Source organism: Alcaligenes phenolicus, assembly GCF_032063905.1.
Classification (GTDB): Bacteria; Pseudomonadota; Gammaproteobacteria; order Burkholderiales; family Burkholderiaceae_B; genus Alcaligenes; species Alcaligenes phenolicus.
Window position 1 is genome coordinate 52,700 of record NZ_DAMBOE010000005.1, and the last position, 14,066, is coordinate 66,765.

General features: G+C 57.8%; 12 protein-coding genes. 8 read left to right on the plus strand and 4 right to left on the minus strand.

All coding sequences use genetic code 11. The features are described 5' to 3' along the window. Positions 1 to 145: 145 nt before the first annotated feature. Positions 146 to 1,072: a DMT family transporter gene (locus U2949_RS11685; RefSeq protein ID WP_257723313.1), complete on the plus strand. Its 927-nt coding sequence runs from the start codon at positions 146 to 148 to the stop codon at positions 1,070 to 1,072. Positions 1,073 to 1,100: 28 nt separating this feature from the next. On the opposite strand, the gene U2949_RS11690 is transcribed toward U2949_RS11685, so the two are convergent. Continuing rightward, positions 1,101 to 1,982 (minus strand): LysR family transcriptional regulator, encoded by an 882-nt coding sequence (locus U2949_RS11690; RefSeq protein ID WP_257723314.1) that lies wholly within the window; start codon positions 1,980 to 1,982, stop codon positions 1,101 to 1,103. 120 nt (positions 1,983 to 2,102) lie between these two features. On the opposite strand from U2949_RS11690, the gene U2949_RS11695 reads away from it, so the two are divergent. The 6 genes from U2949_RS11695 (at position 2,103) to U2949_RS11720 (ending at position 9,210) form a co-directional block, all read left to right on the plus strand. After that, positions 2,103 to 3,086: an ABC transporter substrate-binding protein gene (locus U2949_RS11695; RefSeq protein ID WP_257723315.1), complete on the plus strand. Its 984-nt coding sequence runs from the start codon at positions 2,103 to 2,105 to the stop codon at positions 3,084 to 3,086. Between the two features lie 11 nt (positions 3,087 to 3,097). Beyond that, positions 3,098 to 4,162 (plus strand): ABC transporter ATP-binding protein, encoded by a 1,065-nt coding sequence (locus U2949_RS11700; protein WP_321287893.1) that lies wholly within the window; start codon positions 3,098 to 3,100, stop codon positions 4,160 to 4,162. Further along, entirely contained in the window at positions 4,159 to 5,817 is a 1,659-nt protein-coding gene (locus U2949_RS11705) for an ABC transporter permease (RefSeq protein ID WP_321287896.1), read from the plus strand. Before U2949_RS11700 ends, U2949_RS11705 begins: the two co-directional genes overlap by 4 nt. After that, complete coding sequence (locus tag U2949_RS11710) at positions 5,814 to 7,040, plus strand: pyridoxal phosphate-dependent aminotransferase (protein WP_239054942.1); 1,227 nt, start codon at positions 5,814 to 5,816, stop codon at positions 7,038 to 7,040. Before U2949_RS11705 ends, U2949_RS11710 begins: the two co-directional genes overlap by 4 nt. A gap of 20 nt (positions 7,041 to 7,060) precedes the next feature. Next, the gene (locus U2949_RS11715; protein WP_321287899.1) at positions 7,061 to 7,939 is read left to right on the plus strand and encodes a phosphonopyruvate hydrolase; all 879 of its coding nucleotides are present in this window, start codon (positions 7,061 to 7,063) and stop codon (positions 7,937 to 7,939) included. 68 nt (positions 7,940 to 8,007) lie between these two features. Continuing rightward, positions 8,008 to 9,210 carry a CobW family GTP-binding protein gene (locus U2949_RS11720; RefSeq protein WP_321287901.1) on the plus strand — a complete coding sequence of 401 codons (1,203 nt, stop codon included), beginning with the start codon at positions 8,008 to 8,010 and terminating at the stop codon, positions 9,208 to 9,210. A 214-nt stretch (positions 9,211 to 9,424) separates the two neighbouring features. Here U2949_RS11720 and U2949_RS11725 read toward each other — a convergent pair whose 3' ends face one another. The 3 genes from U2949_RS11725 to U2949_RS11735 all read right to left on the minus strand — a co-directional run bounded on the left by U2949_RS11725 (position 9,425) and on the right by U2949_RS11735 (position 12,924). Next, the gene (locus tag U2949_RS11725; RefSeq protein ID WP_026483941.1) at positions 9,425 to 10,402 is read right to left on the minus strand and encodes a tripartite tricarboxylate transporter substrate binding protein BugD; all 978 of its coding nucleotides are present in this window, start codon (positions 10,400 to 10,402) and stop codon (positions 9,425 to 9,427) included. 212 nt (positions 10,403 to 10,614) lie between these two features. Then, positions 10,615 to 12,138 carry an MFS transporter gene (locus U2949_RS11730; RefSeq protein WP_321287904.1) on the minus strand — a complete coding sequence of 508 codons (1,524 nt, stop codon included), beginning with the start codon at positions 12,136 to 12,138 and terminating at the stop codon, positions 10,615 to 10,617. An 84-nt stretch (positions 12,139 to 12,222) separates the two neighbouring features. After that, entirely contained in the window at positions 12,223 to 12,924 is a 702-nt protein-coding gene (locus U2949_RS11735) for a glutathione S-transferase family protein (RefSeq protein ID WP_321287906.1), read from the minus strand. A 124-nt stretch (positions 12,925 to 13,048) separates the two neighbouring features. Between U2949_RS11735 and U2949_RS11740 the strand changes: the two genes are divergently transcribed. Then, on the plus strand, positions 13,049 to 14,050 hold the full coding sequence (locus tag U2949_RS11740) for a 5'-nucleotidase (protein ID WP_026483938.1): 1,002 nt from the start codon (positions 13,049 to 13,051) through the stop codon (positions 14,048 to 14,050). The last annotated feature ends 16 nt before the right edge of the window (positions 14,051 to 14,066 follow it).

Consider the following 14,066-nt stretch of genomic DNA (forward strand, 5'->3'; position numbering starts at 1 on the left):
ATATCAATTAAGGCTTATCCGAGGGTAAAGAAAGTTTTGCCCCGTTTTGATTCGGGGAAATTTCACGGATAATCATTTTTTGCACCCCCCCTCTGCCCCTGTTCGGTCATAGGGGAAAGCACGCTATTTTTCGGATAAAAAAACCATGAGCGAAGAACGTAAACCGCTGGATGCGTTGGCCAGCGGTGCCATGCTGGTCCTGTGCCTGATCTGGAGCTTTCAGCAGATTTTGCTCAAGGCCACGGCCAATGACATGGCGCCTATTTTTCAGATCGGTTTGCGCTCGGGTGTGGCCTGTGTGCTGGTGGCTTTGCTGGTTCTGGTGCGCACGCACAAGCTGGCCTTCACGGAAGGGGCCTGGAAGCCGGGGTTGATGGCCGGTTTGCTGTTTGCGCTGGAGTATTTGCTGCTGGGTGAGAGCCTGCGTTTTACCTCCGCAGCGCACGTGGTGGTGTTTTTATATACCGCGCCCGTGTTTGCGGCTTTGGGCCTGCATATTCTCTTGCCGTCCGAGCGTCTGGCCCGCTTGCAATGGGTAGGGATTGGGCTGGCGGTGGCGGGTATCGCCATTACCTTTTTGGGCCCGGCCAGCATGGATGGGGCCAATCTGGGACGCATGTTGATCGGGGACTTGATGGCCTTGGCAGCCGGAGCCTTGTGGGGCTTTACCACCGTACTGATCCGCAGCACGCGCCTGTCTGCTGTGCCGCCTTCGGAAGCCTTGCTGTATCAGCTATTCAGCGCTTTTGTGATTTTGATGGTGGCCGCTGTCGTGACCGGGCAAACCGATATTAATTGGTCCGGCTTGCTGGGCGCCAGCCTGGTGTTCCAGTCCGTGGTGGTGGCTTTCCTGAGCTTTCTGGTCTGGTTCTGGTTGCTGCGTAATTATCAGGCGTCGCGCCTGGGGGTGTTTTCCTTCGCAACCCCTTTGTTCGGTGTTTTATTCGGCGCTTTCCTGCTGGGCGAGGCCATAGAACCCCGTTTTGTGATGGGCGCTTTACTGGTGTTGATGGGCATTACCCTGGTCAGTGCCTATAGCTGGATCAGTCAGCTGCGACGTCGCAGAGCTTGACTGAATCAGCGAGATGACGCGAATGGCCTCAAGGCGCAATGCGTTGTCGCAAGCTGCTTTTCAACCATCGGCAAAACTGGCGGGCCTCACTTTGCTGGGGGGATTGTGCGTTGACATAGGCCATGTAGGTCGCGCCTGTGGCGACTTGGCCAGGGCCGACTTCCCGCAGAACGCCATCGCGTAGATGGTCCATCACCAGTAAACGCGGCACAACCAGAAATCCGGAGCCGGCAATGGCCCCGGCAATCGCGAAAAACAGGTGATCGTAGGTGGCGCTCATCAGCAGCCGCGAAGGCTCGATACCCTGATCCAAAGCCCATAAACCCAACATGTCTGGTCGTGAGCGTGCGGTCACCATAGGCCAGTGCTCCCAGGCCTGCCCGCTATGTTGCTGGATCAAGGCGGGTGCTGCCACGCATACCAGCTCTTCGCGTATGAGCTCCCAGCTTTCGCTGTCGGGCAGGCTCAAGTCCCGGCTGATCAACACATCAAACTCTTCATTAGGACGGGGTGGCGACAGATTGGTGATCAGATCAATTTGCATATGGTGCTGGGCGGTGAACTGGCCAAGCATGGGCACCAGCACCGTCATTGAAAAGCTGGGCATGGAGGTGCGGACTCGCAGCCGTTCGTGCTGATCCTGCTGATGGGTGATTTGCTGAATGGCCATCTCCAGGGTGGCCATGGCATCTTTGACCGTGTCATACAGCTGCAAGCCGGCTGCCGTCAGCTCAATATAGGGGCCGCGTCGAATGAACAGGGCCTGCTTGCTGACTTTTTCCAGGGTGGCGATATGCCGGCTGACTGCGCTTTGGGTGATCCCCAGGCTTTGGGCTGCACGGGTGAAATTGCCTTGTCGGCCCACCGCGACAAATACGCGCAGGGGGACCAGAGGAACATTCTCAAGCATGATTAAAACTCATGATAGGGCTACGCTTAACAGGGGGTAGGTGTAGGGTGTAACAGAACCGTAATCTAAGATAAATACCATGATTTTCATGCAATTTTATTGAAATTACAGGAAATAATCATGCAAAACAGTTTCCCTTATCTATCCGCTTTGCTCATGCTTTCCTGCTTGGGTACGGGGGCTGCCAAGGCGGATGAAGTGGTGTTGTACTCCTCCAATAACATCGATGTGGTGAACACGGTGATCGAGCAATTTCGTCAGGTTCACCCCGAGATATCGGTGTCCGTGGTGCGGGCTGGTTCCGGCGCCTTGATGCAGCGTATCAAGGCTGAAGCAGAACAACCCTTGGGCGATTTGTTCTGGTCCGGTGGGTTTTCCACCTTGTCGCAGTATGCCGAGTACCTGGCGCCCTATTCGTCGCCCGAGGCCAGTGCAGTAGGTGCCCAGTATCAGGGAGCTGAGCAACGTTGGTTGGGTACCAACACCCATGTCACGGTGTTGATGCTTAACGAGCGGCAGTTGGGCAAGCTCAAGGCGCCTGACAGTTGGGCGGATCTGGCTGATCCGGCCTGGAAGGGCAAGATCGTGATTCCAGATCCGGAGCGCAGCAGCTCTTCTTATGTTGCCTTGTACGGCCTGCAAGATCTGATGGGTCAGGAGGTGTTTGAGAAGGTCGTGCGCAATGCTGTGGTGGTCGGGACCACCTCCGGCGCCTACGAGGGCGTTGCCAATGGCGAGTTTGCGGTTGCGGTAACGATGGAATATGCCGCCTATCAATATGTGGCCGGTGGTCTGGATACGATTGACCTGGTCTACCCCAAAGAGGGCACTTTCCTGTCGCCGGAAGGCATGGCCTTGATCAAGGGCGGGCGTAACCCCGAATCCGCTCGCAAGTTGTATGACTTCCTTGCCTCCCGCCCTGCTCAGGAAGAGGTGTTCAAAAGCGCGTTCCGTCGCCCTTTGCGCAGTGATATTGCCGTCAATACGCTGACAAGCTTGCCTGCCATGGATCAGATCCGTGTGCATGCGCTGGATGATGATCGTATGGGTGCGGATCGTGAAGCTTTTCTGGCACGTTGGCGTGCACTGGTTTCCCAACGCTAGGCGGGACTGGTATGCAGATACATCTATCAGGTATTGAGCAAAGCTACGGCTCGCAAACTTTGTTTCACGGCTTGGATCTGGACATCCCCAGTGGCTCCTTGTTTACCCTGCTGGGGCCATCGGGTTGTGGCAAGACGACCTTGCTGCGCATGCTGGCCGGGTTTGTGCGCCCTGATCATGGCAAGGTGCTGTTCGGCCAAACAGACATGACGCGAGTGCCTGTGCATAAACGCAATGTGGGCATGGTGTTTCAGGATTACGCGCTGTTTCCGGATCGCAGCGTGCTGGATAACGTCAGCTACGGTTTGCTGGCGCGTGGCCAGTCTCGCTCCCAGGCTCGCGTCCCCGCGTTGGAAATGCTGGCGCGCGTGGGCTTGAAGGACAAGGCGGATGCCTTGCCGTCTGCCTTGTCCGGTGGGCAGCGACAGCGAGTGGCCATGGCACGCGCTTTGGTGATCAAGCCCGATCTGCTCTTGCTGGATGAGCCCTTGTCTGCCCTGGATGCAAAGCTGCGCACCGATCTGCGCGAGATACTGCGGGACTTGCAGCAGGAAGCCGGCATTACTACCGTGTTTGTGACGCATGATCAGGAAGAAGCGCTAAGCGTGTCTGATTACATTGCCGTCATGGATCGGGGCTGCGTCCGCCAGGTCGGGACACCCGAGCAGATTTATCGCTGCCCTGACAACAGCTTTGTGGCTGATTTTGTAGGAGGGGCCAATCTGATCGAGCTTCAGGAGGAGCTCGGTCAAGCCGTAGACGGCTGCCGCCGCTTCCGGACGGCAGGCTGCATTGTGCGTATCCAGTCTGCCGGGCGTTTTTCTGAGCAGACGATGTTGGCTGTGCGGCCTGAAACCCTGAGTGTGGATGCCTTGCGTCCGCTGGACGAGGGGGACATTGCCGCGCGAATTGAGAGCGTGGATTACCGGGGCCCCAGTACGGCATATCAGTTGCGCACCGAATTCGGTTTTCTGAAGGCGGTGGTCTGGAATACCGGCGTCAGCCAGAGCTGGGAACGGGGCGATGCGGTGGTATTGCGCGTTCCCGAGTCGGCTCTTTTGGTGGAGCGGACATGATGCTGGTTTCTTTGCGACGCGATCCAGTCTGGTTGATGCTGGCGCTGGGGGCGGTGACCTTGCTGGGCTACTTTTTGCTGTGGCCGGTCTTGTCCATGCTGACCAGTTCCCTGTTCAACAAGGAAGGTCAGTTTGGCTTGCACGGCTACGTGCAGTTCTTCTCTGAGCCCGCTTACCGGGAGAGCCTGTTCAACACCTTGTGGCTAGGAGGCGCGGTTACCCTGCTCAGTCTGGTGCTGGGCGCTGGTTTGGCCCTGGCCGCCGCTCGCTTTTCCTTCCCCTTGGCCGCCTGTCTGGGTGTCTTGCCCCTGCTGACCCTGGTCATTCCAGATGTGGTGGTGGCGGCGGCCTGGATCGTGGTGCTGGGTAAGCAAGGTGTGCTCAATAGCTTGCTGGCGCCCTTGGGTCTGGAGCTGCCGTCCTTGTATTCCTGGTGGGGTCTGGTTTTTGTGATGACCTTGAACAACTACGTGTACGCCTATGTTGCCGTGCTGGTAGGTTTGAAGTCCATGGATCGCAACCTGGAAGAGGCGGGCCTGAGTCTGGGCAGCTCCCCCGTTCGCACCTTGCGCACGGTGACCTTTCCTTTGATGGTGCCGGCTTTATGCGGTGCCTCGGTGCTGGTTTTCATGCACGTCATCGGGGATTTTGGTGTTCCAGCCATTCTGGGAGCCCGCACTCCCGTGCTGGCGGTCAAGACATATAACGAGTTTGTCAGCGAGATGGGTGGTAATCCGCAAATGCAGACCACCATGGCTTCTTTGCTGGTGTTTCTGGGCCTGGCCTTGCTGCTGATTCAAAAGTGGGTTGTAGCCCGACGCACCTACCAGATGGAGTCTGGACGAGCTCCGGAGCGCGTTCCCTTGCGTGCCTGGCAGGCCGCTGTGTGCGCCTCTTTGGTGTCGATCCTGATCGTGTTGTCGGTGCTACCCGTGATGGTGGTGATTGTTACCGCATTTACGCCCTCTATCGGGCCGGTGCTGAAGTATGGCGGCTTTACCTTGAGCCATATGCAGCAAGCCCTGGTGCAGGCACCTGGACCTTTGTACAACTCCCTGCTGCTGGGTGCTGCGGCAACCAGCGCTGGTGCCGTGTTTTCCATCGTGGCGGCCTATCTGATTGTGAAACGGCCGTCCGGCTTGAGTGCGGGCCTGGATGTGCTGGTCATGCTGCCCTTGACGATTGCCGGCACGGTGCTGGGCATTGCCTTGATCAATGTGTTTAACAGCGGCTGGCTGGTGCTGACGGGCAGTTGGGTGATTATGGCGCTGGCCTACTTTTTACGCCGGGTGCCCACCAGTGTGCGGGCGGCCATGGGGCCTTTGCATAACTTGCGCAATTCTATCGAGGAGGCCTCCATCAGCCTGGGCGTAGCGCCGATGCCAACTTTTGCGAAGGTCGTTTTGCCGGTGGTATGGCCTGCCGTGATTGCCGCCACGGTGTTGATGTGGATCACGACCCTGTCGGAATTATCCGCCACGGTGGTTCTGTATTTTGGCGGGATGAGCACCCTGCCTATCGAGGTTTTTCAATTGGTGGACAGTGGGCGTTTGGCGCAGGCCAGTGCGTATAGCTTGGTGCTGTTGATGGCGATATTCCTGCCGCTGCTGCTGACCCGTTTCATTTTCAAAGTAAAAGTAGGATGGACACAATGAGCTCTGTGCAATGTCAGGAAGAGATCGCGCTGGCCCAGCGCGTGTTGGGAGCCAAGGCATCGGCCACCAAAGAGATGACGCGTCTGGCTAATCAAATGCGGCAACAGGGGCAGTCTGTGATTACCCTCAGTCAAGGCGAGCCGGACTTTGCGACCCCCGAGCATGTGCGTCAGGCGGCTAAAGAAGCAATTGATCGTAATGAGTCCCGCTATACCGAGGTCGCTGGCACCCTGGCCCTGCGTGAGGCCGTGGTGCGCAAGTTCGAGCGTGACAATGGCCTGCACTTCAGCCCCGATCAGATCCAGGTAGGCTGCGGGGCCAAGCAAGCCTTGTATAACGCCTTGCAGGCCACGGTGCAGGACGGGGATGAGGTCATTATCCCTACTCCTGCCTGGGTTTCTTATCCTGAAATGGTCTTGTTGGCAGGTGGCCAGCCGGTCATTGTGCGTTGCAGTGCACAAGCCGGTTTCAAGTTGCAAGCCGATCAGCTTGAACGCGCCATCACCCCCCGTACCAAATGGCTGATGCTCAATTCTCCGTCCAATCCCAGTGGTGCCGTGTATTCACGCCAGGAACTGGAAGCGTTGGAGCAAGTGCTGTTGCGCCATCCGCATGTCTGGGTGATGGCTGATGATGTATACGAAAAAATCCGCTATAGCGACGAACCCTTTGCGACGCCTGCCGCCTTGTCCCCGTATATGGCAGCGCGCACATTGACCATCAATGGTGTCTCCAAGGCCTATGCAATGACCGGCTGGCGGGTGGGGTTCGCCGCTGGTCCGCTGCCTTTGATCAAGGCCATGAATCTGGTGCAGTCGCAAGCGACCTCCCATACCAGCTCCATCAGCCAGGCAGCGGCCGTGGCCGCATTGGATGGCCCCATGGATTTTCTGCCCGAGTTTGTGGAAGCGTTCCGCCGTCGCCGTGACAAGGTGGTAGCCGCGCTCAATGCCATGCCGGGCATTGAATGCGATCTTCCCATGGGCGCGTTTTACGTGTTTCCCAGCTGTCAGGGCGTATTGGGTTTGCGAGACCCTTCCGGTCAGTTGATCAGTACCGACAAGGACCTGTGCATGTACTTCTTGCGCAGTGCAGGGGTGGCTGTGGTACCAGGGTCGGCATTTGAGCTACCCGGTCACTTCCGGGTGTCTTATGCCTCCAGCGATCAGGAGCTGGAGGAGGCGATGAGCCGCATTGCCCAGGCCATTGCTCGACTGAGCTGATCCCCTTACGGAGAAATAGTGTGAATAGCAAAAAAAATCAGGTGTTGAAAGAAGCCTTCTCCCAACGGCGTTTGATGACGGCGATGGCCGCACATAACCCCCTGTCTGCTCGGCTGGCGCAGGATGCCGGTTTCGGAGCGATTTGGGGTAGTGGTTTTGAGTTGTCAGCCAGTTATGCCGTGCCCGATGCCAATATTCTGTCGATGGGAACTCACCTGGAGATGATGCGGGCGATTGCCTCAAGCGTGGATATTCCTTTGATTGCCGACATTGATACCGGCTTTGGCAATGCGGTGAATGTCAGTTATATCATCCCGCTGTATGAAGCGGCGGGTGCCAGTGCCATTGTGATGGAGGATAAAACCTTCCCTAAAGACACCAGCTTGCGAGCGGACGGGCGTCAGGAGCTGGTACGGATTGAAGAGTTCCAGGGCAAGATTGAAGCGGCTTGTGCTGCGCGCCGTGATCCTGATTTCTTGATTATTGCGCGGGTCGAGGCCCTGATCGCTGGCCTGGGGCAGGAAGAAGCCCTGAAGCGAGGGCTGGCTTACGAGCAGGCGGGTGCAGATGCCATTTTGATTCACTCCAAACAAGCCACGCCAGACCAGATTCTGTCCTTTGTGCAGGCCTGGACCGGCAAGGTGCCGCTGGTGCTGGTGCCAACAGCCTATCCTCAATTGACCGAGGCGGACATTGCGCAACTGGGCAAGGTGGGCGTGGTGATTTACGGCAATCATGCGATTCGTGCGGCTGTAGGGGCCATGCAAGCGGTGTTTGCCCAAATTCGTCAGGATGGCGGCATTCAGAATGTGGATTCCGGCCTGCCTTCCGTCAAAACCATTATTGGCTTGCAAGGCGATGCCCATATGCGGCAGATTGAGGCCCGGTTTCTACGCTAGAAGGGACAGTATTGGGCTTCGTATAATGGCGGGTGGCCCGACGGCGGGCCCTTAGCCGGATGAATGCGATGCCCAAATCTGCACAAGGCCCTATCCCGGTCACACTGTTGACCGGTTTTCTGGGTAGCGGGAAAACGACTCTGATCAATCGTGCTTTGAAAGAAGCGCAGATGGCCGACACCCTGGTCATCATCAATGAGTTTGGGCAGACGGCGCTGGACCATCATCTGGTGGCGCATAGCCAGGAAAACGTGATCGAGGCTATGGGCAGCGGTTGTTTGTGCTGCACCATACGGCGCGATCTGGTACAGACCTTGCGCGACATTACCTGGCGTTTTTCGCGGGCAGGTCAGCGGCAGTTTAGACGGGTGCTGATTGAAACGACTGGGTTGGCCAATCCTGCCCCTATCTTGCATACCTTGTTAAGCGATCCGCAACTGGCCGGGAAGTACAGCCTGGCGGGTGTGGTGACGGTGGTGGATCTGGAGCATGGGCTGGAAACGCTGGCGCGCCATGCCGAAGCGCGACGGCAGATAGCCGTGGCAGACCTGCTGCTGTTCAGCAAGCGTGACCGGGTGGATGCAGGGGCGGAAACGGCACTGCTTGAATACGTGCGCGGTTTGAATCCTTTGGCGCAGCAGCAGATTTTGTCGGCAGCGCAGACCGTTGCGCCCAGTTTGTTGGGCTTGGGCGAGCAAGCCGGACAAGGTCGGGCCTGGAGCCTGGAAGCGTTCGAGGCATTGGGCCAAGATACTGGCGATCACGATCACGATCACGATCAGGTGCATAGCCATAGCCAAGCCACGGGTACCATGGCTGGCAACGGCAACGGCAACGGCAACGGCAACGGCAACGGCAACGGCAACGGCAACGCTGACCGCCTTGAGTCTGTTCACTTGCATGGAGCAAGCTCCAACGAGTCCGCGGTCGGCCAGCCTGATGTTTCCCGCCATGGAGATTCCATCTACTCGTTAAGCGCCTTGTTCCCTCAAGCTCTGCCCGCTGACAAACTGCAATCCTGGTTGTCGGAGCTGTGCCAGTGGGCAGGCCCTCGCCTATTGCGCCTTAAAGCTGTTCTGCCTGTGCAGGGCATGGACCAGCCGCAGGTGATTCATGCCGTGCAGCATCAGTCCTATCCTTGGCAGGCCGTGCCGCAGTGGCCCTGGTCGGATCAACAAGGGCGCCTGGTAGTGATCACGCAGGATCTGGATTTCCAGGAGCTTTGGGCCCGGTTGCAGGCTTTGGATACGGCGGTTCGAAAGACGGATTGATATTCGCAGAGTCCGAGCCTCCCTTGCCCGGATTTTCTCTAGTCGTTGACTTCGAGCCTTTCTTGATCGGATTTTCTTGAGTCGCCGGGAGCTTGATGGAGCATTGTCTCCTGGTTATCCGAACCGGCTTTCCACCGCTGCGGCAGACAGCACCCCAAAGCCGAAAAAAAGGACGCCTAAGCGTCCTTTTCAAAAGCCTTTGGGCTAACAAATTTTATTGGGGCTCTACGCCCACTTTCTTGAACAGGGCGGCCCATTGGGGCACTTGTTGCTCCACCTTGGCTTGCAAGGCAGCCGGGTTGGCTTCTTTGTCCATGACTGTTGCGCCCAGGGTGGCCATGCGGCTTTGGAAGTCCTTGTCGGCCATGCCGGCCTGAAGTGCTTTTACCAGGGTATCCACGACAGGCTGGGGTGTATCTTTCGGTGCCCACATGCCGTGCCAGATGCCGACTTCAAAGTCCTTGAAGCCGGATTCCTCCATGGTGGGGACGTCCGGGAAGGTCGGGACGCGTTCGCGGCTGGTCACCGCATAGACTTTCACCTTGCCGGATTTGATTTGCTGGGTGGTGTTGGTGGTTTGGTCACACATGATGTCCACCTGCTTGCCCATCAAATCCGCGATGGCCGGGGCGGTGCCTTTGTAGGGCACGGTCAGCAGTTCAATACCCAGTGCTTCGGTGAACATGGTGCCGCACAGGTGGCTGGCTGCGCCAATCCCGGCGTTAGCTAGCGAAACCTTGTCCTGGTTGTCCTTCAGGTACTGCACCAGTTCCTGAATGTTGTTGGGCGGGAAGTCCTCGCGGGCAATGATGGTCATGGGAACGTCCACCACCAGACCGATGGGGGACATGCCATTGATGGCGTCGTAGCCGGGCTTTTTGTACAGCGAAGGAGCGGTGGAAAAGCCGATGTGCATCAGCAGTATGTTGTAGCCATCCGGTTTGGCGCGGGCAACCTGGGCGGTGCCAATGGAGCCACCTGCCCCGCCTTTGTTTTCCACCACGATGGTCTCGCCCAAAACGGGACGCATGGCCTCGGCCAGCGCACGGGCCACGTTGTCCGTGGGGCCGCCTGCCGCAAAGGGCACAACCATATTGATGGGGTGATCCGGGTAATCTGCTGCCTGTGCGGTGACCGAGCAGGCCAGAGCCGCAGTAAGACTGACCAACAGCTTGTTTAATGCAACAGCCATGATGCCTCCTTGATAAGGATTACTTATTCTTGTGGGCAATACTTTGGTCCGGTCGCTAATTACTGCTAAGCGTGTGGAGCGGCTTTTATTCTACTGAGGGTAGGGGCGTTTCTTTTTCAGGTCTAACCCTAGTTCGGGGCTGAAATTGACTAGGGGAATATACGGGGACGGCAAGCCGCGGCCAGGGGGCGGCGGCTTGCTGGAGAGTCTGCTCAGGCCGCGGTGGCGGGCTTGTGCAGGACGGGTGTCAGGTAGGCGATGATGGAAATTATCAGCGCGGCAGTGGCGATCAGGCTGCAGAAAATCATCAGGCCCTGGTCCAGACCCAAGTGGTCGGCCAGCCAGCCCAGGCCCAAAATAGGCAGAATAGCGCCCAGATAGCCGGTGATCAGGTAGGTGGACGTCAGACCGGCACGTTGATGCGGGGGCGAGACACGCTGCACGATGGACATGCCGCCGTACATGCACAGGCCGTGGCCAAAGGCGGTCAGCAGCACGCACAGGATGAACAGCAGCGAGGAGCTGGCCCACAGATTGATCAGCAAGGCGATACAGGCCAGGGTGAAGGACAGCAGTCCCACGATGACGCTGCGCTTGGCGGGCCAGCGGCGGATCAGCAGTTGAAAGCCCGAGGACAGGAACAGAATAATCCCGATGGAAAAGCCGCTGGTAGCCGGGCCGTGCCAAGGCACCATTTGCGCCATGAAACTGGGCGCCAGAGAGGCAAACAGGCTGAACATGGCAAAGGCGCAACAGGCGGACAAACAGCCAATCAGATAGGGACGGCGCAGATGGGTGGCAGGCAGCGTCAGGCGCGGCATCCAGGTGCGCCAGTTGGTCTTTTGCGGCACAGGCTGTTTGCTGGCAATGGGCTTGATCTGAAACAGGGCATAGATGGCCAGCACGCCCAGGGCCATGGAGGGGATATAGCTGGAGAGCAGTGGATTTGGCACCCACTGTGCAATCAGGCCGCCCACGACCGGGCCCAGGCCAAAACCAAAGGCCAGCATCAGTGAGGTGGTAGCGGCAGCGCGTTGCACGTCTCCGCCCCGGTTAAATTGCCCCAGGCCGATGGAGGCTGAGGTCACGATCATGCTGGAGGCCATCCCGATCATGATGCGGCTGAACACAAAGCTGCCTACATCCCAGGCAAAGGCGGACAGGGTTACGCCGCTGGTCACCAGAATCAGGCCGGTACGCAGCACGGGCATAAAGCCTTTCATGTCGCTCAAGCGGCCCAGAAACAGCAGGCCCGTCAAACCAGCGGCCATATAGGCCACGTACAGTTGGGTAATGTGACTGGCGTTCAGGTCCCAGCGGTCCTGATACAGCGGGTATAGCGGACTGGCCAGGGCCGTGCCCATCACCCCGATACACATGGCGATACTGATCCACACGTAGGGGTCCCACTTGCTTTTCTTGCACGCCGGGCGCGCAGCCGCAGGCTTGTCAGCAGCCTTTTGCTGAGCGGGATGGTTCAGGTTCTGTTCGACCCGTGCTTTCTGCAGGGTCTGGGCGGGGGCGCTGGCGTGAAAGTCCTTGCAGCTTTGGGAGTCTCGCCAGCTTTCATGTAGAACCCATTGTGTTGGGGGCTGGTCTTTGCGCAATACATCGAAGCGTAAACAGGCGCTGTTGGCTCGGGCTTGTTCAGCCAGCGAGCCTACATAAGCGTCCTGTGCCTGAGGGTCCAGATCGGTGAAATGGTAGTTTGTAGTGCGAAAGTACGTATCGCCCATGCGGCGCAATCCTTGACAGCGAAATCATTCGGGACCATCAAGGATACTCTTTCGTGCCTGCACTGACATGGCAATTCGCTGACACTAGGCTGGCTGGCGTAAATCCAGATGTATATCAGCCACACGCAGGATTTCGGCTTCGTGGTCCGGGTCGCGCCAGGTGTCCTGACAGGCCATCTGGTGCCAGCGCTGCATGGCAGGCAGTTCCAGTATGCGGTTCATGTAGTCCTGACAGGCTTCGTCCAGCTTCAGACCATAGGTTTGCAGGCGAAACACTACGGGGGCGTAAAAGGCATCGACGGCGCTGAATCGCTCTCCGGCCAGGAAAGGGCCGCCAAAACGGCTCAAGCCTTCTTGCCAGATGGTTTGCAGGCGCTCCAGCTCGCCTTGCAGACGCATGTCCTGCTGATGGTGGTGGGCGCGCAGGGCGACGGCAAAGGGGCACAGACTCCGCAAGGAAGAAAAATTGGCGTGCATTTCTGCACTGGCGCTGCGCGCCCAGGCGCGGGCAATAGGGTCTATGGGCCAGACGCCGGGATGCTGTTCGGCCAGGTATTCGGCAATGGCCAGGCTGTCCCAAATGATTTGCCCATTGGTATGTAGCACAGGTACTTGGCCTGCCGGGGCCAATTCATGAAAAGCCAGGGTGCTGAAGGAAGGGCCAAAATTGAACCAGCGTGCGTCAAAGTCTATGCCCAAGTGGCTCATTAATAACCAGGGGCGCAAGGACCAGGACGAATAATGGGGATTGCCCAGAACAAGGGTATAGATTTTTGAGGGTTGCATGGCGACAAGCTTTCACGAAGGTGATGGTGTTTGCACTTTAGTAGGCTTTGTTCTGCTTGGGTAGTACCAGCACTGGCTTAGCGTTTTGGTATGCTGTTTTTTTTGCGGATTTTGGGAGTTGGGCATGGCGTATGACCTGGAGAAACGGCTGGTGATTGGGCTGGCTTCCAGCGCTTTGTTTGATCTGAGCCAGTCCCATCAGGTCTTTCTGGAGCAAGGCGAGGCGGCGTATCGCGACTATCAGTTGGCGCGCGAGCATGAGCCCCTGAAGCCGGGCGTGGCTTTTTCCTTCATTCGGCGCTTGCTGGCCCTGAATGATTTATCGCCCGACGACCCTTTGGTCGAGGTGGTGCTGCTGTCCCGTAACGATCCCAATACAGGTTTGCGGGTGATGAATTCCATTCGCCATCATGATCTGGACATTACGCGGGCGGTATTCCTGCAAGGCGGTGATCCCAGCCCTTACATCCAGCCGCTGTCTATCAGTCTGTTCCTGTCGGCCAATCAGGAAGACGTGCACCGGGCGGTGCAGCAAGGCTATCCCGCAGGCCAGGTTCTGAATTCGTCTTACGAGGATGCGTATGACGACCAGCCCATTCGCGTGGCTTTCGACTTTGACGGGGTGATCGCGGACGACGAGTCCGAGCGCGTGTATCAGCAGGAAGGTGGTTTGCCGGCCTTTTTCGAGCATGAAGTGCGTTTGGTGCAAAAACCGCATAATCCCGGCCTGTTACAGGCGTTTTTGCTGAAATTGGCGCACATTCAGGAAGTGGAGCAACGGCGACAGGAACAGGATGCCAGCTATGTGCCGCGTCTGCGGATTGCGATTGTGACGGCACGCAATGCACCGGCTCACGAGCGTGTCATCAATACCATCCGCAGCTGGGGTATTGAAGTGAACGAGGCCTTCTTTCTGGGTGGCATTGAAAAACGTCGGGTGCTGGAGGTCTTGCAGCCCCATATTTTCTTTGATGACCAGACTACGCACCTGATTCCTACCGCGCAGACTTTGCCTTCCGTGCATATTCCGTTTGGGGTGGTTAACCACCCACCGGTCAAAGCGGTGGTGCCGGAGAAAAAGAAAGGGCGGAAACAGGCCAAGACAAAGCCGCGAACTGATGCTTGATCAGGCGCGGCTTGGT

Bases quoted from the DNA above. Each gene is read 5' to 3' on its own strand.
- U2949_RS11720 (WP_321287901.1), top strand. From the start codon at position 8,008: ATGCCCAAATCTGCACAAGGCCCTATCCCGGTCACACTGTTGACCGGT.
- U2949_RS11705 (WP_321287896.1), top strand. From the start codon at position 4,159: ATGATGCTGGTTTCTTTGCGACGCGATCCAGTCTGGTTGATGCTGGCG.
- U2949_RS11710 (WP_239054942.1), top strand. From the start codon at position 5,814: ATGAGCTCTGTGCAATGTCAGGAAGAGATCGCGCTGGCCCAGCGCGTG.
- U2949_RS11700 (WP_321287893.1), top strand. From the start codon at position 3,098: ATGCAGATACATCTATCAGGTATTGAGCAAAGCTACGGCTCGCAAACT.
- U2949_RS11685 (WP_257723313.1), top strand. From the start codon at position 146: ATGAGCGAAGAACGTAAACCGCTGGATGCGTTGGCCAGCGGTGCCATG.
- U2949_RS11740 (WP_026483938.1), top strand. From the start codon at position 13,049: ATGGCGTATGACCTGGAGAAACGGCTGGTGATTGGGCTGGCTTCCAGC.
- U2949_RS11695 (WP_257723315.1), top strand. From the start codon at position 2,103: ATGCAAAACAGTTTCCCTTATCTATCCGCTTTGCTCATGCTTTCCTGC.
- U2949_RS11690 (WP_257723314.1), bottom strand. From the start codon at position 1,982: ATGCTTGAGAATGTTCCTCTGGTCCCCCTGCGCGTATTTGTCGCGGTG.
- U2949_RS11730 (WP_321287904.1), bottom strand. From the start codon at position 12,138: ATGGGCGATACGTACTTTCGCACTACAAACTACCATTTCACCGATCTG.
- U2949_RS11735 (WP_321287906.1), bottom strand. From the start codon at position 12,924: ATGCAACCCTCAAAAATCTATACCCTTGTTCTGGGCAATCCCCATTAT.
- U2949_RS11725 (WP_026483941.1), bottom strand. From the start codon at position 10,402: ATGGCTGTTGCATTAAACAAGCTGTTGGTCAGTCTTACTGCGGCTCTG.